The following is a 22912-nucleotide window of genomic DNA, read 5'->3' on the forward strand; positions in this document are numbered from 1 at the left end:
TAGGATAGAGGGTCAGCCGAAAAGCGGGCGTAACGAGCAAAGGAGGGGCGATGAGCAATCAACTCTATGCAGTGATCGATCTTGGATCGAACAGTTTTCACATGGCGGTTATGGAAGAAGATAACGGCCGAATCTTGGTGGTCGATCGCGTTCGCGACATGGTTCAGCTCGGATACGGTCTTGAAAAAGATGGCACGCTCTTACCGCAAACTCGTGAAAAAGCCCTTAATTGTCTACGCAAATTTAACGAACGCCTTGCCAATATTGATCGCGATAATATCCGCGCGGTCGGGACCTTAACGCTCCGAAAAATGAAGGATCCCACCTTTTTAAAAGAGGCGGAAGGAGCGCTCGGCGTTCCCATCGAGATTATCTCGGGGCGAGAAGAGGCGCGGCTTATCTATCTTGGGGTGTCGCAATATGTGCATGTGGCTGAAAAAGAGCTCTTTGTAATCGATATCGGCGGCGGCAGTACCGAGCTTATTTTAGGGGAATCCGCCGGCATTAAGCGCGCTTTTAGTAAGGAAGTGGGCTGCGTGAATATCGCAAAACTCTTCTTTAAAAAGGGAACGTTTACCCAAAAGCAGATGGATCGAGCGCTCCTTCATATCGAGCGGGAACTCCATGATTTAACTTACCTCATGCGTTACCAAGATGCCTACTTTGTCGGCGCCTCGGGGACGATTAAAACCATCTTGGAATTGAGTGAATATTTAGGCTTTCAAGAAGAATTTATCACGCTTGAAGCGATCGAGCGCTTAACGCAAAAGCTCCTTACCTTAAAGCATGAAGATAAAATTGCGCGCTTTTTTGATCTTTCGCCTGAGCGTGCATCGGTGATGGGTGCGGGGCTTTTAATTCTCTATACGCTCTTTAATGTGCTGTCGATTAAAAAGATGGCGATCACAAGTGCGGCGCTCCGTGAAGGGATGCTCTTTGATCTCCTTGGCCGGGTACAAAAGCAGGATCGCCGTGATAAAACCATCGCAAGTTTAGTGGCGCGATTTGGCGCCGATGAAGCGCAAGCGATTCGGGTGCGAGATACCAGTATGATGATCGCCAAGGTGATCGATTCGCCGCTTATGGATGAAACGGCGCTCCGTTTTTTAGGGTGGGCATCGCTCTGTCACGAGATTGGGCTTGCGGTATCGCACCATCGCCATTTTAAACATTCAGCGTATCTCATTGAGCATGCCGATCTCGATGGATTTAGCCATCAAGACCAGAAAATTCTCGCCACCATTATCTATAATCATCAGCGTAAATTTGAGTTTGAGGATTTTGAATCGCTCCCCCAATTTGCGCCGATTGTCACCATGATTTTACGCATGGCCGTGCTCTTTAATCGCGGGCGTTATACCCGTAACGTGCCCGATTTTAATATGCGGATCGGGAAACGCAATGTGAAACTCTATTTCCAAGAAGGCTGGCTGAAAGCCCATCCATTGGTGCTGGAAGATCTTAAATATGAAGAGAAGCAACTCAAAAAAGCCGATATCAAATTGGCGTGGAATCTATAATCGTCTGATGATCTGACGATTAAATCGCAACATCGCACACCGCTTCTCTATCGGTCTTTTATAAAATTGAATTTATGCTTCAAGCGTTTGCGAGATAATAAAATCCGGCGTAATGAGCGATTCTTCAATGCGGGGCCTTGGGTCATGATCCCGTAGGAATCCCCAATCGGCTTTGAGCGCCGTTTTCATTCCTGCCATATTTCCGCCTAAAATATCGGTATGGAGCGTGTCGCCTACCATTAGCACACGGCTTGGATCGATGGTTTTTCCAAGGGTTTTCGCCATTTTTTTAAGGCTCACCTCATAAGCATTTTTAAAGGGTTTTCCACAATAGGTGATGGAGAGATCCGGGAAGGTTTTTAAAAGATCGATCGCATAAAACCCAGGTTCTACCGAGAACGAATTTTCCATCGGCGCGCTAATATCGGGGTTTCCAATCATTAGCGGGCGCAATTTTTTCGCCATCGCATCATGCAGTTTTAATTGCTGATCCAGATCCCACGTCATCGCTCCTAAAAAGAGAAATCCATCCACCGTATCGATATTGTCATCGGTCAAATAGACGCAATTGGCCGGAATGGTCTCAATTTTTGCATTGAGTACCGAAATCACGCCCCACGTTCCGCCCTTTTTAGTGACCTCGTGTTCGGTGATCGTCGCTTCCACCGCATCGCGCGATGAGATAATGTGGCTCGCCGCAAGATCATAGCCCAATTTCGGATAGCCTTCCGCGCGAATATAAGAAGGATGAGAAGCGCCATTGGTAAGCACAAACGCCTCTTTCCCAAGCGCTTGAAGTGTCGCAATGGTTTCCGGCATATGAGGCACCGCCATCGCACCGACATTTAACACCCCAAATCCATCGAGCAATAAAATATCGTACTCATCTTGAATGCTGAGGAGCGAGTCGGTAATTTTAGGCGTTTTTTGCGGGATCGTCTCGCCGGGGTAGAGGCGATGCGGATGATAATAAGTATGATAGAGATTCCAAACGTCTTTAAACTGTAACACGATAAATTCCTACAGGTTGAGATGATGCCGGGCGTACCCGCTGAATGTGATTGATAGAGGAAGTATAGAAGATTTTAACCGGTATTTCTAATTGTGCCCTCAACGCGACAATAACGCCTCGCAATTTTTAAAGGTTCCGGTTTGGGTGATGGTACTGACTTTTCCCTTCACAAAATCAAATTGAATCTCGCAAAAGCTCACCACTTCGCGCTTAATCCGGGGAGGGGAGACCATTGTGGGATTGCCATAATAACGTCCGCCGTAGTAAAAATTGTCATCATAAAAACCGCCGTAATAGCTGTAACGGGCGGGAATATGGATTTCGCGGATGGTTTCATCACGGTAGACATAACGGTCGCTGTAAGCGGTGGGATAATGTGAGGAAGGCGAACCAAAGGCGCTACGAATCGTGCTTTCGGAAGCATTTAGATAGGGCTGTAGCGATTCGATTAATTGAGGAGAGGCGATTGAGAGTTGAGGGTGACTCATCGCTTGATTTGAGCGCTCGCGCGCTGCTTGATTCTCTTCAATGGATTGGCGCTCGTCTTCGGGAAGTGAGCCACTTTTCGGGGGCGGTAGCTGCGCACAGCTACTGATGATAAGACCGATTAACAGGGAGAGAATGAGCTGTTTTGGCATCGTGCGGATCATCATGCCTCCTAAAAAGTGACGCGTTGAAACGGTTATTCCGCTACATCAGCAACGGCGCCGGTACGAATCGCTGCGAGCTCTTTATCGATAAAGTAGTTTGCATTCGCTTCGCCGCGGAGCATCTCAAATTTATCTAAAATCGTGCGGAAAAGATCTTCCTCTTCGCGCTGTTCAACGATATACCACTGCATAAATTCAAAGGTTGAATAGTCGTGCGTGGTGATCGCTTCGTGAGTAATTTTATTGATTTTTTCGGTGATGTTAAGCTCTTGCGCGTACGCTTGTTTGAAGATTGCTTCGAGGTCATCAAAGTTTGGATTGATGGTGGGCATATCGCCTAAAATCGGCATATGGCCGGTTAATAATACGTAATCGAAGATTTTTTGCATGTGATCACGCTCTTCGTTTGCTTGCGCCATTAAAAAGCTCGCCGCCCCGTGAAATCCGTTGAAATTTGCCCACGCGGACATCTGCTGATAGACATGTGCAGAGCAGAGCTCATGGTTGATCTGTTCGTTTAAAAGTTTGGCCATTGATTCAGTAATCATAAAATATCCTCATGGTTGGTGCCGGCGTGCGGCGGGGATGATTGAATTTAAAATCGTTTCCAAGGATTAATTATAGCACTGCCACTTCGAAGGCGTAGCGAAAGCGATGATTGAATTGCCAAATGATGCGGATTCAGGCGGAAAATCGCGCCATCTTTTTTCCGTTTGGGAAGAGGTGTTTTTCAGCATTCTAGACTATACTATGCGCTATTATCTTGATTTGAGGTGTGTGTGAAGCATCGACGTTTACAGCTGTTGTTTGCAAGTTATGTGATTCCGACGGTGGGTGCCATGCTAATTAGTGGCGCGTATCAATTGATCGACGGATTTTTTATCGGGAATTTTATCGGCGCGGCGGGGCTTGCGGGCGCAAATATCGGCTGGTCGTACATCACGCTACTTTTGGGTTTTGGGCTTTTGGTCGGCGTTGGAACGGGCAGTCTCTACTCGATCGCCAAAGGGGCCGAAGAGCATGAGCGGGCGCTTCGAATCTTAGGACAGACGCTCGTATTAATCGTCATCCCGGGTATTTTATTGGGGCTCTTTTTATATCAATCGGCCCCCTTTTTGGTCTCCATTTTGGGCGACCCATCACACGCAGCTTCTGCTGAATTTTTAGAAGCCTCGCGGCTAGCGATCGATTTTGTGCGCGTCTTTGCGGTGAGCGCTCCTTTTGTGATCGGCAGTCTTGCGCTTCCCTTTTTAGTGCGCAATGTGGGCAGCCCCTATCGGGCAACGCTCTACATGGCGATCGGCGTGTCGCTCAATATTATCTCCTCGTATCTCTTAATTGTGGTACTCGAATGGTCGGTCTTTGGGGCGGCACTTGCAAGCGTCATTGGAGAAACCTGCGCGATGCTCTTGGGCTTTCGCTTTGTGTTCTTTAAAAGTGGCGAGCCGATACAATGGCGTCATGTTAAGCCCGATTTAAAACTGATTGGTGAGATCTTATTAAACGGCGGGTCGGCCTTTTTCATGTATATCTACGTCGGCTTTATTATGGCGCTTCATCATAAGATGCTGGTGAAATATGGCGGAACGCTCGCGGTGTCGGCCTATACGATTACCGGCTACATTATTACGGTCTACTATTTTGGGATCGAAGGCGTTGCCAATGGGATTCAGCCGGTGATTAGTAAGCTCTACGGCGGTGAAAAACATCGTTCCGCGCGGGCGATTATCCGCATGATGGTCTTTGTGGGCATGCTGTACGGCATCACACTCACCTTAGTGTTGCAGCTGTTCCCTGGGTTTTTCACGCTCTGGTTTACTAGCGACCCAGCGTTGACGGAGGTGGCCGTTCACGCCATTCGCTTTAATCTCTTTGTGCTCTTTTTAGAAGGGGTCTTTGTGCTTGTGACCGTCTTTTTCCAAGCGATCGGCGAGGGAGCAAAAGCGCTCGTCATCTCAATCGGGAATCTCTTTATCCAAGTACCCTTTCTCTTTATTTTACCGCGCTTTTTAGATTTAGATGGGGTGTGGCTCACCATGCCGATCGCCTCCATCGTGCTCGCGATCCCCGTCACTTACTGGGCGTGGCGACGTTATCAAAAAATTGGTTAACGATGATATAAAATCTATCAAGGCTCAATTTTTAGTACACGGCTCCCCGTGTTTCCGGGCAGAATAATCAATTAAATTCCACCTTAAAAGTGATAGGATAGGGAAGTTGAATCTCATTGATTATAAAGAGGAAGCGTGTGAATTATTTTGAAGCAAAGCGGAAACTCAATCGCGAAACATTTTGGCTCTATGTGGTCTTTAGCCTCAATATTCTGTTTTCGATGAGCATTGCATTTGGGGCGGCGTACTGGGTGGAGGCGCGCTATTTTGAGGTGCCGACGCTCTACAGTGATGGCTCGTATCGCTTCTATTCCGAGGTGGGATTGTGGGCGGCAGCGTTAACGCTCGTGGTGATTATGTTTAATTATGGGCGCGCCTATTTTTCAAATGGTGATGGCTCGCTCCTGCCGCTTTCAATGCAGGCGGTGGATGTGTCAGGCAATTATGATGAGGCCGCTTACCGCAAGCTCAATCAAGTGGTCGATGAGATGGCGATTGCCACCGCGCTTCCCGTTCCGAAACTCTATGTATTGCCGAGCGGGGCGCTCAATGCCTTTGCGACGGGGACAAATTATCATAATTCCGCGGTGACCGTGACGACCAAAGCGCTTGAACTGCCTCGTGATGAACTGAGTGCGCTCATTGCCCATGAAGTGGAACATATTAAGAGTCTTGATATGCGATTCAACCTCCATATGGCGGCGATTTTAGCGGGCTTTATGGCGATTACCAGTATCGGGTTTCATGTGATTGACGGGGTGCTTCGTGCTCGCCCACGCTCAGGTAATAAAAACCAAGGGCAAGCGCTGATTGCCGGCATTGCGATCGGGGTCGGGCTCATTATTCTCGGCGCGTTTCACTATTGGATTGGTAAATTGCTTCAATCGCGCATCTCAATTCGGCGGGAATATCACGCGGATCTCAACGCGGTGATTGCGATGCGCCAAGCGATTCCGATGGTCTCCCTCTTAAGACGGCTCAATAAAGAAGATCCTCTGGATTCAGCCATTGATGGTGCAGATGCGGAGTACGCTCACTTTTTCTTCTCCAATCCACTTACGGTAAAAGCATTCTCTTTCCCGACCCATCCCCCGCTTGAGGAGCGCATTAAGCGCGTCAATAGTTATGTGACGGAGGCGGAAATTTTGGCAGAACGCTCTAGGAAGTCGCAGAAAAATCTCAGGGATAGCACCAATGAGTCTACTAATGAAACTACCAATGACATTAATCATGAAAAAGCTACCGCAGAGCCGGCGAAAACCGGCCATCAAACTCCGCCAAGTGGTACCGAATTTTTAGGAAAAGTGGTCGGCACGGCAATCATTCACGATGCGATTCAAGAGTCAGTCAAAGAATCGGTCAATAAGGGGGAATCGCCACTTAAGCCAAATACTAGAACGTGGCGTGATACGGCGCTCAATCAGCCCACCATTGATCAATTAATGAAGCTAATTCCGCCGGAATTTTCAAAAGTGACCTCTCATAAAACGCGCGGTATTTTGTTTGCCCTTTTACTGGTAAGTGATGATCCAGACGTGCGTGAAAAGCAGTACAGCCGATTGCGGGAAGCGGAGGTTAAGTATCTCGATTATCTTTATAAAATTTATGCCAAGCGTGAGATCGAATATGGCTATTTGCTCCTTGAGATGCTCTACCCGACACTCCGCGATATGGATGACGCCACTTCTGAAACGTTGCAACGCTATTTGTCGTCACTGACTCGTGATCTTTCTGCGCTAACCTTTCAGCAATGGGGCATGTTTTATGCGATCGATGGCTATCTTGATCGGTTATTGGAATATGAAGAAGAGACGCTCGCGCGCCCCGTTCGAACTCGTAAAAAAGAGCGGGTTACCGAGCTTGAAAAGCGCGATGCTTACCTCTTAATTGCCGCCTTTTTGACCGAAGCGGGGGAGTATGACGATGATGAAAAAGGAATAGCCTTTAATGCGATATTGCAAGCGATTGCGCCCGGCGAGTCGCGCTATTTTCCGGTGATCAATAAAGCCTTTTGGGAGGATAATTTGCCCTATGCGTTTACCGTGTTAAATCGGCTTCCAGAAGCGGAGGCCAATCGAGTGCTTGAGGCGCTGTTAACGGCGGTGGGGATGGATGATTATCTCACCTTAAAAGAGTATCAAGCGATGCGCCTTGTTGCGCTCCATTTAGGGGAGTTATTACCGCTCTCATTCCACGATTGGTTTAATGGAAAATGGCAATCCGGTGAATAGGGAGAGGGGTTTAGAATGATTAAAGTTTAATCACTATATAGAAATATATAATGATGAGTGCTAGAGTAAATTCATTCGAAGGCGTACCCTTTTTTGTTCTCGTTTTGATGTGAAATAAGATAAGAACGCCAAAAACAGGGAGTAAAAAATGCTATCAAAAACATCGGTAGTACGAATGTAGTTGATAGACGATTTAAATCATGTTTTGGTGGATTAACGGGTAGAATTAAGGAAGGGTTTTAACAGGATGCGTATAATTGTAGCGTACTTGTAGCCTTTGATTTTGTTCCATACATCTCAAAAGAGAAAAGGAAACCAATATGAAAAAATTAGCTGACTTAAACGAAAACCTCCGTCCTGCGTCAAACTATCAACTCCTCATTAATGGCGAGTGGCGTGACGGGGCATCGAAACAGACGTATGAAGCAACGAACCCAGCAACAAACGAAACCTTAGCAACCATCGCGGTAGCCGATAAGGAAGATGTGGATGCAGCGGTTACCGCGGCTTGGGATGCATTTGATGCGTGGAGTCAAGTATCGCCTCAAGAGCGTTCAGCATTACTGCTTGAAGTGGCCGATCGTATTGAAGCAGAAGCGGAGCGTTTTGCGACGTTAGAAACCCTTGAAAATGGTAAGCCGATTCGTGAAACGAGCAATATTGATATTCCTTTAGCGATCGATCATTTCCGCTATTTTGCAGGTGTGATTCGTGGCCATAGCGACGAAGCCAATTTAATTGATAAAAACAGCTTAAGCATCGTATTAAGCGAGCCGATCGGTGTGGTTGGGCAGATTATTCCATGGAACTTCCCCTTCTTAATGGGCGCGTGGAAAATTGCTCCGGCACTTGCGGCGGGTAACTGTATTGTTATTAAACCCTCAAGCGATACCTCAATCTCTCTTTTAGAGATGGGCCGTATCTTAAATGAAGTCTTACCAAAAGGCGTGGTGAGCGTCTTAACCGGTCGCGGATCGACTACCGGGGATTACATCTTAAAACATGAAGGATTTAGTAAATTAGCCTTCACCGGTTCAACGGAAGTCGGTTACACCGTAGCTCGTGCTGCGGCGGATAAATTGATCCCGGCAACCTTAGAGCTTGGCGGTAAATCAGCGAATATCGTCTTTGATGATGCGCAACTCGATAAAGCGATCGATGGCGCGCTGATGGGAATCCTCTTTAACCAAGGGCAGGTCTGCTGTGCGGGCTCACGTCTCTTTGTTCAAAAAGGCATTTACGATCAATTCATCACGAAATTAAAAGAGAAGTTCGATGGCGTAAAAGTGGGCGATCCGCTTGATCCGACCACGCAAATGGGTACGCAAGTGAGCGTTAAACAGATGAACCAAATTCTCGACTATGTGAAAGTTGCTACCGACGAAGGCGCACGCGTTTTAGCGGGCGGTGAGCGTTACGGTGAGAACGGTGCATTTGTGAAACCCACGCTAATTGTTGACGTTAAACCCGGCATGCGCATCGAGCAAGAAGAGGTGTTTGGCCCTGTTGTAGCGGTAGTGGTATTTGAGACAGAAGAAGAAGTGGTCAAATACGCAAACAACTCTGAATATGGTTTAGGAGGAGCGGTATGGACACGCGACATTAACCGCGCACTACGCGTAGCACGTGGCGTTCGCACCGGACGCATGTGGGTGAACACCTATAACGAACTCCCAGCGCACGCACCATTTGGTGGGTACAAAAAATCGGGAATCGGCCGTGAAACGCACAAAATGATTTTAGATGCATACACTCAAAAGAAAAACATCTATATCAGCATGAACGAGGAATTAACCGGCTTCTACTAAGAATGCGGTTACCTTGTAAAGTCAAAATAAGAACCGACTTTTTACAATAAAAAACGAAGAGCCATCCAAGTGGGTGGCTCTTTTTTTGTGGCATCAATTAATGGTTAACATTGATGGTGAAAACTGATCGTTAAAAACGCGCTTCCAGTGAGATGGAGAAATTGCGTTTCGGCGCTGAAAAACGATTGAGTCCACGGCCTTCTCGGTCGATGCGATTGGTGGTGCCGTAGGTGGGCAAATCGCGGAGACTATCCCAAGTGCTGTAATCTTTATTAAATAGATTAAAAATGCCGATATTGAGGGTAATATCTTTATCAAGTTGAATCTGACTAGTGAGATCGACCACAAAGTAAGAGCCACTTAAATAGGGCCACTCTTGTTCCTCTTGCCCGTGCCAAGAATAGAGCGTTTCTTTGGTATCTTTCCCTTTTTTTGCGGCACTATAGCGTCCGGTGAGCCTTATATTCCAACGATCTGAGGGCGCTTGATATTCAATATTCATCAGCGCACTCCAAGGCTGAATCGATTTTAACGGATCGCCATCTTGATTTTTCCCGCGGCTATATTGCGCTTTAAGGCCAAAGGTCCAATCGTCGGACAATCCAAGGACTGAGCCATTGATTGATCCGCCAATTTCCACACCGGAAATGCTTGCTTTGGCGACGTTAACAAATTGGATCTGGTTTACAAAGAGATATTCGCCACCACCCCACCATGGATTATTGGGATCATACCAAGGGTTTTTCGCCCGCCCCTCGGTGACGCGTTCATCAATAAAGTTACGATAGCGACTGTGAAAGATGCCGATGCCAAATTGGCTAGATTCATTTTGGAATTGATAGGCAATTTCATGATTCAGCGCGGTTTCTGGTTTGAGGTGCGTGTTGGGCATAAAGTGATTGGCGCCGCCTTTCCCAAATTCAAAAAACATCTCTTCAACGCGGGGCGCTCTAAAACCAGTGCTAAGGGTGTAACTGAGTTGATGTTCGGGGGTGAAATGATAGGCAAGTCCCGCTTGCCAGGAGAGATTGGAAAAGCGTTTTTTACTGCCATCAAAACTCACCGGAAATTTATTGCTCCCATCCATCTTAGGCGTATATTGATAATGATCGTAGCGAAGCCCGAGTGTCGCAGTTAGCTGATCGGATAAATTGAAACGATCTTGCAGCGAAATCGTGCTAATATCGGAGGTAACCGGAGTCATGATGCTATAGGTCGATGGGTGTGCGGTGCCGCTCAGATAGAGAATGTCGTGATTATAGTTTGAGAGTTTTGCGCGCCTGTGTTCAATTTTTCCTTGCAGGTGATGTTCTGTATCAAATAACGTGATCGGTTTAGCAAAGAGCTGGGCTTGAAACATCGTCTGTTGTTGCTCAAATTCACGGAAATAGTGCTGATCCATAATGCTATGATCATCTTTTTTTACATTATAGGTATCCGATTGCATCTTGATGGTTTGCTTGGCAAGTACAGCATTAAAGGTATCGATCAGCGTTGAATCATTGCCAAAGTAATCATACTCCAAACCATAGCGTTTATAGGGTGCAGTATCGGCAGCAAAGCGGTGAGTGCCCCAACTATCAAAGCTTTTCTCCTCGGTCTCTTGGGTCTGTTTTCGATCTTCATAAAACGCGGTTATGCGATGGTTTTCTCCGAAATTATATCCGAATTTGGAGAGCCAAGCGGTGGATCGATTTGAGACAGGATCGGGCTTTCCGCGCGCGGAGCCATAAATATCCTCCCCTTTGCCATTATTCATCATTTCATGGCCACGGCGTTTGGTCATCTGGGCGAATCCAAAGAGGCCATTTACCTCAAATCCCGAGCCGATCACTTGTCGCCACTCATCATTTTTAGAGGCGTAGCCGGATTTTAAATAGAGCCCAAAACGCTCCCCCGGACGAACAAAATCCTCAATATTTTTCGTCTTAAAATGCACCGAACCACCAATTGCGCCGCTCCCATCGCTGACAGAATTGGCCCCCTTATTAACGCCCACTTGGCTAATATTTTCATACTCGGTGTTATTAATGCTGCCATTAAAGTAGCCATATCCCTTGTAGATTGAGGGCATAAACGTTTCGGCTTGCGGGAGACCATCTACGATCACGGCCACTCGATCTTTATCGACCCCACGGATCGCAAAACCATTACTGCCTGAGCGTCCACTTTCGCTAATGCCGATGCCGACCTCGTTGCGAAATAGATCGCGCTCATCTTGCACAAGATTTTTACGAAGATCCGTCGCGCTCTGCTTTACCTCAAAAAGAGGCGGGGCATCTTCGGTCGCGATCACTACGACCGGCCGGAGCTCAATCGGTTCTTCAGCCTCATTCTTACTGGGTTCTGCCATGGATAACGTAGGAATCATTAAGGTCGATAGCGTCGAAAGGGCCATCATCTTTTTAATCGTATAGGACTTATTCATGAATTTATCTCATATGTAAATGTAAATTGTTCGCATTTGGGAATATATCAGAACAACTTACAGTTCACAATAAAATTAAATGTTTCTTTACGGATTGATCCGAGCCCCTTCATGAAGATCGGGAAAGAGGGAGGGCGTAAGAATGATGATGGGAAGAGTCGTGATGGAGGAAGAAAAGAGGAGGAGATGAATGATTTGATACAATTGATCGATTATTGATCAATGCTCAAAGAGCAGATAGTTAGCGGGAGGAGAACAATACCCAAGCGCTATCCCAAACGTTATCCACAGCTTTTGGGGAAAGTCGGGGATAACTAAAAGAGTGAGGTTTGTTCGCCGAGAGTCAGCCCTTCAAGTTCGAGCAGTTTTCGCTTCATCGGAAGCCCGTAAGCGTAGCCGGTGAGCGTCCCATCTGAGCCAATCACGCGATGGCAGGCGCAGAGAATCGGAAGCGGATTAGTATGATTGGCAAGCCCCACCGCGCGATAGGCTTTTGGATGACCAATCGCTTCGGCAATCGTTTTATAGGTGACAAGGGTGCCGTACGGAATGTCGGCTAAATAACGCCAAACGGCTTGCATAAAGGGCGTTCCACGGGAGAGATCTAATGGAAGGGTAAAGGTTTTTCGAATGCCATTAAAATATTCAGAAAGTTCCATTTCAGCACGATCAAGGAGCTCAATTTTTTCCGCTGTTTGGGGGATTTCAGAGGTACCGATCGGCGCTATTAATTGATCCGGAGAATCGAGCTCAAATTCAATGGCTGAAATACCTGCAGATGTGGCGGTAATGGTCATGATGCCGAAGGGAGAATGAGAAATGCGCGTTGCCATAAACGATCCTTTTGATCAATTATAAGTCAATTGAGCTCCATAATGACAGAAAATAAGGGATAAAGATATGGCTAAAGTGGAATCAATCGGAGCGAATCACCAACAATTTAACGATCTTTTCGGGGGAAAGATTGACGGGCTCGATAATTCAGGCTAATAATAAAAAAGACAGCCCTCAAATTCGGGAAAACAGAGGGTTTTACTTACCAATAACATAGTATATCTAAAGGTTAACCGTGCTTGATTGGACATACATCGAAGGTGTGCTGCCAACGCTGACCAGTGCATTTTTTTTGACGCTTAAAATATCTGCGATCGGGATTGTGATTGCGCTGTTTCTTGGCGCTATCTGTAGCATGATTCTCTATCGGCGCGTGCCGGTTTTATCGGCACTGGTGAGCGGGTATGTGGCCTTTTTTAGAAATACGCCGCTCCTGCTTCATCTCTTTTTTCTCTATTATGGATTGCCACGGATATCGCCGATTTTACTCAGTTTTGAGACCACTGCGCTGATCGGTTTATCCCTACTTGGTGGCGCGTTTATGACGGAGAGTTTTAAAAGCGGTTTGAGCGCGGTGCGTCCCTCGCAAATTGATGCGGCAAAAGCGATCGGTTTATCGAAATGGCAACAGATGCGCTATGTGATTTTCCCGCAGGCGCTCTCCTATTCGGTGCCAACGCTCGGTGCCAATGCGATTTTTCTCTTTAAAGAGACCTCGATTTTTACCGCTATTGCCGGCACAGATATTACTACGGTAGCGATCGGATATATTAATATGGATTATAAAACCTACGAGATGCTCTTTATGTTGGTAATGGCCTATCTTATCGTGATTTTGCCATTTATTTTCCTACTAAATTTTTTAGAAAAGCGGGTGCGTTATGCTGAATTCGGGAATTGAATTATTGATCGATCCGCTCATTTTAAAACGACTACTCGGCGGATTTTATTTCACCTTAAAAGTCTCGCTCATCTCCATTTTGTTAAGCGGAATTTTGGGAACACTATTTGGGGTGATTCGGTTAAGTAATAATGTAGTGATTCGCGCCGTTTTTAGACTCTATCTTGAAATCGTACGAATTTTGCCGACGCTTGTTCTCTTATTTGTGCTCTATTTTACCCTGCCGAGGCTCCTTGATATCAATATCAAAGGAGAATGGGTTGGGGGGATGGCCTTTGTGTTTTGGGGTGCGGCAGAGATGAGCGATATTGTGCGAAGTGCGATTATTTCGCTCCCGAAACATCAAACTGAATCGGCGCTTGCCATCGGGCTCAATCGGTTTCAGCTCTATCGTTATGTGCTGTTACCGCAGGCCTTTAAACAAATTATGCCGCCGAGTTTAAATCTGGCGGCGCGCATTATTATGACCTCTTCGCTGTTAGTGTTAATTGGCGTTCGCGAGGTGATTAAAGTGGGCAAAGAGATCATCGAAGTGACCGCTTTTACCGATCCTGCCGCCCCGTTTTGGATCTATGGTGCGATTATGATTCTGTTTTTTGCGCTCTGCTATCCGCTCGCCAAAATTTCACACTATTTAAGCCATCGTAAAGGATAAAAGATGACGGACGACGTTACAAAAAGCCCTGCAAACGCCTCACCAGAAGCGCTCTTAACCGTGAGGAATCTCCATAAATATTTTGGGGAGCGTGAGGTATTAAAAGGCATCGATTTAACCGTATGTCGCGGTGAAGTGGTGGTGATTTTGGGCCCGTCAGGCTGTGGAAAGTCGACGCTTTTACGCTGTCTAAATGGTCTAGAGACGATCGAAAGTGGCAGTATTATCTTTAAAGAAAATGAGCTCATCGCGAAAAACGTAAAGTGGGAAGCGGTGCGCGAGTCGATCGGGATGGTCTTTCAAAGTTACGATCTTTTTCCCAATATGAGCGTGATTGAAAATATTTTGCTCGGCCCGTTAAAAGTACAAAAGAGAGCGCGCGCGGAAGTGGAAGCGGAAGCCGATGCGCTGTTAAAGCGGGTGGGGCTTTTTGATCGAAAACATGCCTATCCGCGAGAGCTTTCTGGCGGGCAAAAACAGCGAATTGCCATTGTGCGCGCGCTCACCATGAAGCCTGAAATTATGCTATTTGATGAGGTGACCGCGTCGCTTGACCCTGAGATGGTGCGGGAAGTACTCGATGTGATTCAGGAGCTTGCGCGCGAGGGCATGACCATGATTTTGGTGACCCATGAGATGAGTTTTGCGGAGCGGGTCGCCGATCGAATTATTTTTATGGATGGGGGAAAAATTGTTGAAGAGAGTTCGCCACAACAATTTTTCAAAGGGCCAACGACAGAGCGGGCCCAACAATTTCTCTCTGTCTTTGACTATTAAACTATTTTTAAGGAGTTATCTATGGCACAGTTATTTAAGCGCCTCTCTTTTGCCCTATTAATCCCATTGGCAGCGATTCTTGCAAGCTGTGGCGATGATGCGGCAGAGACGAAAACGAGCAGTACACCGAGTAACGAAAAAACCGCGATTGAAGTGATTAAAGAGCGCGGAACATTGCGGGTTGCGGTCTTTAGTGACAAACCACCGTTTGGCTATATCGATCGCGCAGGCACGCCTCAAGGGTATGATATTGAGCTCGCAAAACGCATGGCAAAAGATCTTTTAGGCGATGAGAGCAAGGTTGAATTTGTTCCCACCGAAGCGCAGCACCGCGTCGATGTTTTACGTTCCAATAAAGTGGATATTACGCTCGCAAACTTTACCGTAACGCCTGAGCGCGCCTCGCAAGTGGATTTTGCAGCGCCCTATATGAAAACGGCGATCGGCGTTGTTTCCCCGAAAGCGGCTCCGATTGTGACGGTATCTGATCTTGACGGAAAGCAGCTGATTGTCAATAAAGGTACCACTTCCGAGAGCTATTTTGCCAAAAATCATGCGAGCATTCCGCAACTTAAATATGACCATAATACCGAAGCGTTTGCAGCGCTGAAAGATGGTCGCGGTGCGGGGCTTGCCCATGACAATACACTCTTATACGCCTGGACGAAGGAAAATCCTGAGTTTGAAGTGGCGCTCAATCAAGTGGGTGATGTTGATTACATCGCGCCGGCAGTGAAAAAGGGCAATGCCGAGCTTTTAGAGTGGATTAATCAAGAGATTGAAACGCTCCAAAATGAGGAGTTTTTTCATCAAGCTTATGATAAAGCGGTGAGCCCATTTTATGGTGAAGGCGTGGATCCGGATAATATCGTGATCGATGCGAGTAATCGTTAATTAAGCGTTAAAATCTTACATTTAAAGTAAGCCCGAAGAGATATGGTCTTTGGGCTTTTTTATAGTTTGAAAATCAAGAGTGCCATGAGTGAGAGCGGAATTAATACGAGGCCAAGGGAGCCTGTCGTGCCGGCAAGGATGAGCCCAAGACCAATCAATGCATAATAAAACAGCCCTAAAATAGCTCCCGCAGATCCGAGCGCATGTTGATAATCCTTGAGCGCAATGGTGAGGAGATTGGGGATCGCAATGCTGTAGGCAATCATAATGCCCATCATCGGCAGGACAAAAATCGGCTTGGATTCCAAGCTTTTTAGTAAGAGACTGCTCAGCAGACTTAGCCCAATGGCGAGCAATATTAAGCGGTCGCCATCGATGGAGCGTTTGATCAAATAGCGATTGCTATATGCTCCGATAAAGGTGCCGATTCCGAGGAAAATCCCGCTAAAACCATAGAGCGAGCGAGGAAGATTTAAACGGTCAAACATAAAGGGCGCGAGTTGATAATAGCTAAAGAGCATAATATTAAAGCTAGCAATTAAAAGCGTACATTTCCAAATGTGCCGTGATCGAATCATTGAACCCAAAAGGGGCATGATTTTCGGCATGGAAGGCGGTTGCACCTTTGTTTCAGGGAGAGAAAACATGCACCAGCAAAGCAGGATAACGCCGATCAGATTGAGGAGGGAAAAGATCGCTTCTACACCACCGAGTGAGCTCATGAAAGCCCCTAGAATTAGGCCGATCATCGGGCTTAAGGCAAGCGCAATGCCAATGACTGAAAAGAGCTTTCGCAGGGCATCGCCACTCAATTGATCGCGAATCATCGTCTGTGTGCCGATCGAGCCAATTGCGGCAGAAAACGCCATCGCAATTCTTGCAAGAAGTAGCATGGAAAACGAAGGCGCCAACAGTGCGATTAGCGTTGCGAGTGTATAGAGTAACAGAGCGAGCAATACCGAGAGACGGCGGCCGATGAGATCGCATAAAATTCCCCACACCATCACCCCTAGGGCAAAGGCGAGAAAATAGCATGAGAGCGTTTGCGTTGCGACGATTTGTGAGACGTTAAAACGTTCAGCAATGAGCGGCAATGCGGGGCTATAGATGGTTTCAACAATCTGTGGAAACATCACGAGCGCAATGAGAAGAACCGGTGAAAGTGTTCCGCGGCTGATGGATTTGAGGGTGATGTAAGGGATCATAATGCCTCCTAAAATCGGAAAGGCCTTATTGTAATAAGATTATAGATTGCGTAATATCTATATTTAGACAATATATATGTAAAATCGGACAGATATTAAAATGGCGTGGATTGAGGCAGATGTTGAATTCAATGCGGATCGAATTGAGAGCCTGATTGTTGGGATCGCCTCGAAATTGTTGCGACACGATTCGGGAGTGCATTGCCATGCAAAAGGGCAACTGCTTTTCTCTGAAAAGGGCGCGATGACCATTATGCTTGGGGGTTTACTCTCCGTTCTTCCGCCGCAACGGTTGGCGTGGATTCCGCCTCATTTACCGCACCGGGTGCAATTGACGGAAGTGGTGAATTATCGCTCGATCTATGTGGATCATGAGGCTTGTCCGGCATTGCCAAACACGCATCTTATCTGGAATGTTTCGCCCCTGTTGAGGGAGATTTTAGAGGTGATCGCTGCATCGCCTTGGGAGACCGATTGGACGTGCGCCCCTGCAAAAAACTGGCTTTCAGTGTTGTGGGATGAGCTCGATTATGGCCGTGTAGAGAATATGTATCTGCCACTGCCGACGGATTATCGTTTACAACGGATCGATTTTAATGCGCTTCCTCCACCGCTTCACGAGCTTACGCAAACGATTGGGGCCAGCGATAAAACCATTACCCGAATTTTCCAAAAAGAGACGGGATTAGGCTATCAAGCCTGGCGGCAGCAATGGAGGGTTTTGAAGGCGGTGTCGCTCTTAAGTGAAGGGCTTCCGTTAATGGAGATTGCCGATCAATTGGGCTTTGCGAGCGATACTGTTTTCGCCCAATTTTTTAAGAAAATGACGGGGCAAACGCCTAAGCAATATTGTAAATAGAATGGTCAGTTTTGAGGGTTTGAATCATCATTATTGTGATCGGTATCGGTATCGGTATCGGGATCGGGATCGGGATCGGGATCGGGATTGCGATTGCGACGATTTTCCTCCGCCTCTTTTTGCATCTTGCGAATGGTCAAAAAGGGCAGAATAAAGGCCCAGTAGATGATGTAGAGTCCGCCTAATAACGGATGAATGATAAAGGCGACGACGAGAAGCGTCATATGGCCAAGGCCACTTAGGAGCATTTTGGTGCCGCCGAGGGTTTTGAGATCGTTCTTTTTTGCGGGATCGCTCATGGGTGCGCCTCCTTATTGGGGTTGTCGCTTGGTTTGTTTTTGTTATCACCATTATATCGGTGTGGGAGAAGGTTTCAGCGATAGATCTTAGTCATTAATTTTAATCATTAAAAAACCACCCGAAGGTGGTTGTTGATTATTTGTTTGATGATTGTTGAATGATTGACAATCTGTGAACAGCGAGGATTATGCGACCGATTGTTCTCTGACGATATTGGGCTCACTCACAGCGGCATCGGGCAGTAGATCTGGATTTTCCTCACCGAGTTCCCCTTCCCATTTTGCAATGGCAACTGAGGCGAGACCATTTCCGACGACATTGGTGGCAGAACGGCCCATATCTAAGAATTGATCCACCGCGAGAAGGAGCGCAACGCCGCCTTCAGGCAGGTTGAAGGTGCTTAATGTAGCCGCAATCACAACGAGCGCTGCGCGTGGTACTCCGGCGATCCCTTTTGAGGTGACCATCAGGAGAAGCAACATCGTCACTTGCGTCCCGAAGCTTAGATCAATGCCGGCGATTTGGGCGATAAAGATCACCGCAAAGGCGCAATACATCATCGAACCATCGAGATTAAAGGAGTAGCCGACGGGAAGTACAAAGCTGGAGATTTTTTTACTTACGCCAAATTTATTCATCCCTTCTAAGGTTTTCGGGTAGGCGGCTTCACTGCTTGCCGTCCCAAAGGCGAGTAAAAACGGTTCGCGGAGATAATGCACCAGGCGGAAGACGCGTTTGCCCACCATTAAAAAGGCGATAAAGCCCATTAAGAGCCAGAGCATGGCAAGCGAGAAGTAAAATTCACCGATGAAAATCCCGAGCTTTAAGAGTGGCACTAATCCCTCTTTTGTCACTAAGGCGGCGATCGCGGCAAAGACCGCAACGGGCGCGAGATTCATCACATAGCTGGTCACTTTAATAATGACAAAGGAGAGCTCTTCGATAACATCAATGAGGCGGCGCGCTTTCTCCCCAACGGCGGCGCAAGCAATGCCAAAAAAGACGGAAAACACGACGATTTGAAGCACGGAGTTTGTCGCCATCGCTTCCACAACGCTCTGCGGGACAATCTCATGCATAAAGGAACGTAGCGAAAATCCTTCATTGGAGATCCCGGTTTCACGATCGGCGAGGGTATCTAAAATGTGCGGATCAAAATATTGCCCGGGATTGAAGAGATTGATAAAGAAGAGCCCGACTAAAATCGAGACAAAGGAAGCGCCGACAAACCATAAGAGCGTTTTAAGCCCAACGCGGCCGACCACCTGCATATTCCCCATGCGCGCGATGCCCACCACTAAGGTTGAGAAGATGAGCGGGGCGATAATCATCTTAATAAAGCGTAGAAACATCTCACTTAAAATGGAGATATTATCGGCAAGCGCTAGGCGTTTTAAATGAGCGGGATCCTCCATCGGGTCGAGCGCAGGATTGAGCTCCGGAAGGAAGAATTGATCATTTAAATATCCCACGAACGCCCCTAATACCAGCGCGATCACGATCCATGTGGTTAATTTAAACTTAAACATGTAAAGGAGTCCTTAAATTTGTAAAAACATCTATTAGACTCCATTCGGACGGGGCTTTCAATTAAAGTTTTAAATGTATCAGCGCGGGGATATAAGGCCTGTTTCCTGTTTAATCGGCACTATTTCGAGCCATCGAAAAGATTGCTTTATAAGCGAAATTTATAAAGGGCTGATCTTGATCGATTCTTTTGATGGGAAATTAGTTGGATTAGTCTGTAATGGCGGGATTGCCGGGATTGAGCTGGGTAAATTCCTTGACGATAAGATCGGCAAGGAGACGGCTGTCGGAGAGTTGGTGTTGGCGATTCCACGCAATGGCGGTTTTGTTGTAAACGGTTTCCGTCAAATAACGATAGACAACGCCGGGATGATGGAAATATTGGGTCGCTTCGGGAACAATCGCGATGCCAAAATTGGCGGCCACAAGAGAGACAATCGTCGTTTGCTCTTGCGCCGTTTGCATCACTTTCGGGCGGAAATTGGCCATCTCGCAAAGCGTCATCACTGCATCATAATACCCCTTTCCGGCCGATTCAGGCGCCATCACAAAGGGCTCGTTTTTAAGATCGCTAATGGTGATATGGGTCTCTTGCGCGAGTGGATGCATGAGCGGAATGCAGATAATATAGGGCTCTTTACGAATAAGCGTCGTTTCGATGGAAGGGTCAAACACCGGGGGCACGAGTAATCCCAAATCAATGCTGCCATTATTGAGCGCTTTAATCTGTTGCGTCGTGGTGAGCTGGCGCACGTGGACTAAAAGATCGGGATAGCATTCGCGGGATTTTTTTAAAATAAGCGGGAGCAGACTGGGCATCGTGCTGCCAGTAAACGCTAAGGTGATAATCCCCGATTTCCCCTCATGAATGCGGATCACCGTATCGATATCTTTATCTAAAATTTGGAACATGCGCGTGCTCGCCTCAAGGAGATATTCGCCGGCTTTGGTGAGGGTCACTTCTCGATTGGTGCGATGAAAGAGCGTCACGCCTAAGGATTCTTCGAGCTGTTGAATCCGTCTTGAGAGCGGTGGCTGAGTCATATTTAACGCATCGGCTGCTTTAGTAAAATGCTGATATTTCGCCACATAATAGAAATACCTAAGCAGATGAAGCGGCACGTCTAATGCGTTTTTTATATTAATTAAGTCCATATATGCATTATACATATTATGGCAGGATTGGTAAGATCTTCTAGCTGAAAAGTGATCTACTCACGTTTTAGATCAATCATGTTACGCCATAACCCAGCGATCAGGATGATCCTTGGAGATGTCAGAGCAAGTAAGCTCCCTACTTATGGACAAGTAGCGAAAATGGATTTTAGCATCGTTATGGCACAGATTGATTTCAGCGTTTCTATTTTGATGGAGTGGAATAGAAACATACCTCGTTCAATCGGGGGAGTCATACCCCGCATCTGTGTCGCAAGACTGAAAATTTCGGTATTTTAAAGAGTAAGCTACTTAGGTAGAGGGCTTTTCTTTTTTGATCAATTAATGGAGTGATCGATCACGGGCGACAAGTGCGGTGGGATTGGCTTAATCGCCTTAATCACGGCTAACCGAACAATGAACCTCAATATATTATATAAAATTCAATAGTCATGCATTGGAAGTTGCGGGAAAGTTGCTTTAACGCAATCATCTTAAATTTTCCTGAAATTAGCGATCGGTTCGCCATAAGTTGGCACGATTTTTGTTTTCCGTCTTATATTATATTTTCATCCCGCATTTATTATTATCAGGCAATAAAAAAGCACTCACCAGATTGGGCGTGAGTGCTTTAGCTTTTTTTAAAGTGATAGACAAGGTGGAGGAGGCATTTGGCATGTTACCTCTTCCATGCACAACGCTTTTCAGCGAATTGCGCTCTCCTTTTACAAGGGGATTTTCTCAAAAGTAATAAAGATGGACGGTGCTTTTGAGAAATAGCATTGAGTGCCATATTGATTATAGAGCGTTGGCAAAAAATTGCGTTTAAGATGGTTTTAGATCGGTATTGATTTGTAAAAAATGGTTTTATTGTGTGGGAAAAGCGCCAAGGTTAGCCCTTTTTTAGCCTTTACAAAATATTTGTATTGATAAAATTCAACTTTCTTTTTTTTATTAGAGGATTGATTTTTATTCTGCCGAAAATGCGCTATAGTGGGGGTGTAAACAATTCTTTACAGCCCTTAGGAGGAGAGACTAATGAGTTTAAAATATGAACGTATCTTAATCGCAATTGACGGGTCAGAAGCGGCAGAAAAAGCATTCAAAAAAGCCGTCGAAGTCGCAAAAGAGAGTGACTCTACGTTAATTTTAGTCCACGTTGTCGATATCAAAGCGTATCCCATTGCAGCTGCCTATGGTCGCACCGTTGAAAAACACGCGCGCGAAAGTGCTGAAGAGCTGTTAGAAAAATATGAAGATAAAGCGGAAGATATGGGCGTTAACAAGGTGGAGAAAGTGATCGAATACGGCTCACCTCGTGCACTGATTGCTAAAACCATCGCACCGAAAGAGAAAGTTGATCTCATTATCGTCGGCGCAACCGGTTTAGGCATGGTCGAACGTTTTATCATCGGTTCAGTGTCTGAAAGTACCGTTCGCCACGCACGTTGTGACGTACTCATCGTTCGCTAATGATCCGAGAAATGCTCATCTATTGAGCGATTTAGTCAGTTTCAAACCTCAATCATACATAAATGGTTGGGGTTTTTTGTGCTGTAAATTTAGGATGAACGCTGCCATTGCGTTAAACTGATGGTCTTCCTTATTATCCCTTTTGAGTGATTTAAATATCCCATGCGAAATCTCCCAGCCCTTTTTACCGCGTTAGAGCGCTCTACGTTTCGAAGCCGTTTTCATCTTCATGAGGCCGAGCGCGAACAGCTTAAAAACAAGGGTATTGAGCTTATTTTATTAGAGGGACGGCGGTTTTTAGAGACGCGTCTTGCGCCTAAATCACCGAAAAATGATGGGTCTCAAACGCCGATGAAGGGGCATCCTATATTTATCGCGCAACACGCAACGGGAAGTTGTTGCCGGGGATGCTTAGCAAAATGGCATGGAATTGCGCCCGGGGAGGCATTATCGCCGGCAGAGATTGACTATCTTCTTAGCGTATTACGCAATTGGCTTGAGCGGCAAAATGTCCCGTTTGATCCGATTCAGCCGAGTCTATTTTAAGGTTTAATATTAAAAAACCATCTATA

The 22912-nt window shown here is 46.5% G+C and carries 21 protein-coding genes; 12 read left to right on the plus strand and 9 right to left on the minus strand.

Annotation, left to right across the window (positions count from 1 at the left end; all coding sequences use genetic code 11):
- The first annotated feature begins 50 nt into the window (after positions 1-50).
- A complete protein-coding gene (locus tag OXI21_RS02115) occupies positions 51-1520 on the plus strand; it encodes a Ppx/GppA phosphatase family protein (RefSeq protein ID WP_279617901.1) in 1470 nt (489 codons plus the stop codon).
- Positions 1521-1592: 72 nt separating this feature from the next.
- Here OXI21_RS02115 and OXI21_RS02120 read toward each other — a convergent pair whose 3' ends face one another.
- From OXI21_RS02120 to OXI21_RS02130, 3 genes are all read right to left on the minus strand, one after another.
- Complete coding sequence (locus tag OXI21_RS02120; protein ID WP_279617902.1) at positions 1593-2531, minus strand: HAD hydrolase-like protein; 939 nt, start codon at positions 2529-2531, stop codon at positions 1593-1595.
- A gap of 99 nt (positions 2532-2630) precedes the next feature.
- Entirely contained in the window at positions 2631-3185 is a 555-nt protein-coding gene (locus OXI21_RS02125; protein WP_279617903.1) for a hypothetical protein, read from the minus strand.
- 29 nt (positions 3186-3214) lie between these two features.
- Positions 3215-3730: a ferritin gene (locus OXI21_RS02130; RefSeq protein WP_279617904.1), complete on the minus strand. Its 516-nt coding sequence runs from the start codon at positions 3728-3730 to the stop codon at positions 3215-3217.
- Between the two features lie 106 nt (positions 3731-3836).
- Between OXI21_RS02130 and OXI21_RS02135 the strand changes: the two genes are divergently transcribed.
- From OXI21_RS02135 to OXI21_RS02150, 4 genes are all read left to right on the plus strand, one after another.
- The gene (locus tag OXI21_RS02135) at positions 3837-3965 is read left to right on the plus strand and encodes a hypothetical protein (RefSeq protein ID WP_279617905.1); all 129 of its coding nucleotides are present in this window, start codon (positions 3837-3839) and stop codon (positions 3963-3965) included.
- The gene (locus tag OXI21_RS02140) at positions 3962-5293 is read left to right on the plus strand and encodes an MATE family efflux transporter (RefSeq protein ID WP_279617906.1); all 1332 of its coding nucleotides are present in this window, start codon (positions 3962-3964) and stop codon (positions 5291-5293) included. Before OXI21_RS02135 ends, OXI21_RS02140 begins: the two co-directional genes overlap by 4 nt.
- Positions 5294-5430: 137 nt before the next feature.
- A complete protein-coding gene (locus tag OXI21_RS02145) occupies positions 5431-7524 on the plus strand; it encodes a M48 family metalloprotease (protein WP_279617907.1) in 2094 nt (697 codons plus the stop codon).
- 320 nt (positions 7525-7844) lie between these two features.
- On the plus strand, positions 7845-9332 hold the full coding sequence (locus OXI21_RS02150; RefSeq protein WP_279617909.1) for an aldehyde dehydrogenase family protein: 1488 nt from the start codon (positions 7845-7847) through the stop codon (positions 9330-9332).
- Between the two features lie 130 nt (positions 9333-9462).
- On the opposite strand, the gene OXI21_RS02155 is transcribed toward OXI21_RS02150, so the two are convergent.
- Together OXI21_RS02155 and OXI21_RS02160 are read right to left on the minus strand one after the other, a co-directional pair.
- Positions 9463-11760 carry a TonB-dependent hemoglobin/transferrin/lactoferrin family receptor gene (locus tag OXI21_RS02155; RefSeq protein ID WP_279617910.1) on the minus strand — a complete coding sequence of 766 codons (2298 nt, stop codon included), beginning with the start codon at positions 11758-11760 and terminating at the stop codon, positions 9463-9465.
- A gap of 314 nt (positions 11761-12074) precedes the next feature.
- Entirely contained in the window at positions 12075-12593 is a 519-nt protein-coding gene (locus OXI21_RS02160; RefSeq protein WP_279617911.1) for a methylated-DNA--[protein]-cysteine S-methyltransferase, read from the minus strand.
- Between the two features lie 236 nt (positions 12594-12829).
- Here OXI21_RS02160 and OXI21_RS02165 point away from each other — a divergent pair, with 236 nt between their 5' ends.
- Genes OXI21_RS02165 through OXI21_RS02180 form a run of 4 tightly spaced genes read left to right on the plus strand, consistent with a single transcriptional unit; the run spans position 12830 to position 15821 of the window.
- Positions 12830-13495: an amino acid ABC transporter permease gene (locus OXI21_RS02165; protein ID WP_279617912.1), complete on the plus strand. Its 666-nt coding sequence runs from the start codon at positions 12830-12832 to the stop codon at positions 13493-13495.
- Positions 13476-14150, plus strand: coding sequence for an amino acid ABC transporter permease (locus tag OXI21_RS02170; protein WP_279617913.1), 675 nt, complete (start codon positions 13476-13478; stop codon positions 14148-14150). Before OXI21_RS02165 ends, OXI21_RS02170 begins: the two co-directional genes overlap by 20 nt.
- 3 nt (positions 14151-14153) lie before the next feature.
- Positions 14154-14927 carry an amino acid ABC transporter ATP-binding protein gene (locus tag OXI21_RS02175; RefSeq protein WP_279617914.1) on the plus strand — a complete coding sequence of 258 codons (774 nt, stop codon included), beginning with the start codon at positions 14154-14156 and terminating at the stop codon, positions 14925-14927.
- 21 nt (positions 14928-14948) lie between these two features.
- Positions 14949-15821 (plus strand): cysteine ABC transporter substrate-binding protein, encoded by an 873-nt coding sequence (locus tag OXI21_RS02180; RefSeq protein WP_279617916.1) that lies wholly within the window; start codon positions 14949-14951, stop codon positions 15819-15821.
- Between the two features lie 59 nt (positions 15822-15880).
- On the opposite strand, the gene OXI21_RS02185 is transcribed toward OXI21_RS02180, so the two are convergent.
- Positions 15881-17026, minus strand: coding sequence for an MFS transporter (locus OXI21_RS02185; protein ID WP_279617917.1), 1146 nt, complete (start codon positions 17024-17026; stop codon positions 15881-15883).
- Positions 17027-17126: 100 nt separating this feature from the next.
- On the opposite strand from OXI21_RS02185, the gene OXI21_RS02190 reads away from it, so the two are divergent.
- Positions 17127-17885 carry a helix-turn-helix transcriptional regulator gene (locus OXI21_RS02190; RefSeq protein WP_279617918.1) on the plus strand — a complete coding sequence of 253 codons (759 nt, stop codon included), beginning with the start codon at positions 17127-17129 and terminating at the stop codon, positions 17883-17885.
- Positions 17886-17890: 5 nt separating this feature from the next.
- Here OXI21_RS02190 and OXI21_RS02195 read toward each other — a convergent pair whose 3' ends face one another.
- The 3 genes from OXI21_RS02195 to OXI21_RS02205 form a co-directional block, all read right to left on the minus strand.
- Positions 17891-18184 (minus strand): hypothetical protein, encoded by a 294-nt coding sequence (locus tag OXI21_RS02195; protein ID WP_279617919.1) that lies wholly within the window; start codon positions 18182-18184, stop codon positions 17891-17893.
- Between the two features lie 186 nt (positions 18185-18370).
- Complete coding sequence (locus OXI21_RS02200; RefSeq protein WP_279617920.1) at positions 18371-19714, minus strand: dicarboxylate/amino acid:cation symporter; 1344 nt, start codon at positions 19712-19714, stop codon at positions 18371-18373.
- Positions 19715-19922: 208 nt separating this feature from the next.
- Complete coding sequence (locus OXI21_RS02205) at positions 19923-20867, minus strand: LysR family transcriptional regulator (protein WP_279617921.1); 945 nt, start codon at positions 20865-20867, stop codon at positions 19923-19925.
- A 1038-nt stretch (positions 20868-21905) separates the two neighbouring features.
- Between OXI21_RS02205 and OXI21_RS02210 the strand changes: the two genes are divergently transcribed.
- Positions 21906-22340: a universal stress protein gene (locus tag OXI21_RS02210; protein WP_279617922.1), complete on the plus strand. Its 435-nt coding sequence runs from the start codon at positions 21906-21908 to the stop codon at positions 22338-22340.
- A gap of 162 nt (positions 22341-22502) precedes the next feature.
- Positions 22503-22886, plus strand: coding sequence for a DUF4186 domain-containing protein (locus OXI21_RS02215; RefSeq protein WP_279617923.1), 384 nt, complete (start codon positions 22503-22505; stop codon positions 22884-22886).
- The last annotated feature ends 26 nt before the right edge of the window (positions 22887-22912 follow it).

This window comes from Ignatzschineria sp. RMDPL8A (assembly GCF_029815055.1).
In the GTDB taxonomy this organism is placed as follows: domain Bacteria; phylum Pseudomonadota; class Gammaproteobacteria; order Cardiobacteriales; family Wohlfahrtiimonadaceae; genus CALZBJ01.

What these genes read in the sequence shown, in the direction of transcription:
- OXI21_RS02115 (WP_279617901.1), top strand. Translation starts at nt 51, where the DNA reads ATGAGCAATCAACTCTATGCAGTGATCGATCTTGGATCGAACAGTTTT.
- OXI21_RS02125 (WP_279617903.1), bottom strand. Translation starts at nt 3,185, where the DNA reads ATGATGATCCGCACGATGCCAAAACAGCTCATTCTCTCCCTGTTAATC.
- OXI21_RS02130 (WP_279617904.1), bottom strand. Translation starts at nt 3,730, where the DNA reads ATGATTACTGAATCAATGGCCAAACTTTTAAACGAACAGATCAACCAT.
- OXI21_RS02135 (WP_279617905.1), top strand. Translation starts at nt 3,837, where the DNA reads ATGATTGAATTGCCAAATGATGCGGATTCAGGCGGAAAATCGCGCCAT.
- OXI21_RS02150 (WP_279617909.1), top strand. Translation starts at nt 7,845, where the DNA reads ATGAAAAAATTAGCTGACTTAAACGAAAACCTCCGTCCTGCGTCAAAC.
- OXI21_RS02155 (WP_279617910.1), bottom strand. Translation starts at nt 11,760, where the DNA reads ATGAATAAGTCCTATACGATTAAAAAGATGATGGCCCTTTCGACGCTA.
- OXI21_RS02160 (WP_279617911.1), bottom strand. Translation starts at nt 12,593, where the DNA reads ATGGCAACGCGCATTTCTCATTCTCCCTTCGGCATCATGACCATTACC.
- OXI21_RS02170 (WP_279617913.1), top strand. Translation starts at nt 13,476, where the DNA reads ATGCTGAATTCGGGAATTGAATTATTGATCGATCCGCTCATTTTAAAA.
- OXI21_RS02175 (WP_279617914.1), top strand. Translation starts at nt 14,154, where the DNA reads ATGACGGACGACGTTACAAAAAGCCCTGCAAACGCCTCACCAGAAGCG.
- OXI21_RS02180 (WP_279617916.1), top strand. Translation starts at nt 14,949, where the DNA reads ATGGCACAGTTATTTAAGCGCCTCTCTTTTGCCCTATTAATCCCATTG.
- OXI21_RS02185 (WP_279617917.1), bottom strand. Translation starts at nt 17,026, where the DNA reads ATGATCCCTTACATCACCCTCAAATCCATCAGCCGCGGAACACTTTCA.
- OXI21_RS02190 (WP_279617918.1), top strand. Translation starts at nt 17,127, where the DNA reads ATGGCGTGGATTGAGGCAGATGTTGAATTCAATGCGGATCGAATTGAG.
- OXI21_RS02195 (WP_279617919.1), bottom strand. Translation starts at nt 18,184, where the DNA reads ATGAGCGATCCCGCAAAAAAGAACGATCTCAAAACCCTCGGCGGCACC.
- OXI21_RS02200 (WP_279617920.1), bottom strand. Translation starts at nt 19,714, where the DNA reads ATGTTTAAGTTTAAATTAACCACATGGATCGTGATCGCGCTGGTATTA.
- OXI21_RS02205 (WP_279617921.1), bottom strand. Translation starts at nt 20,867, where the DNA reads ATGGACTTAATTAATATAAAAAACGCATTAGACGTGCCGCTTCATCTG.
- OXI21_RS02210 (WP_279617922.1), top strand. Translation starts at nt 21,906, where the DNA reads ATGAGTTTAAAATATGAACGTATCTTAATCGCAATTGACGGGTCAGAA.
- OXI21_RS02215 (WP_279617923.1), top strand. Translation starts at nt 22,503, where the DNA reads ATGCGAAATCTCCCAGCCCTTTTTACCGCGTTAGAGCGCTCTACGTTT.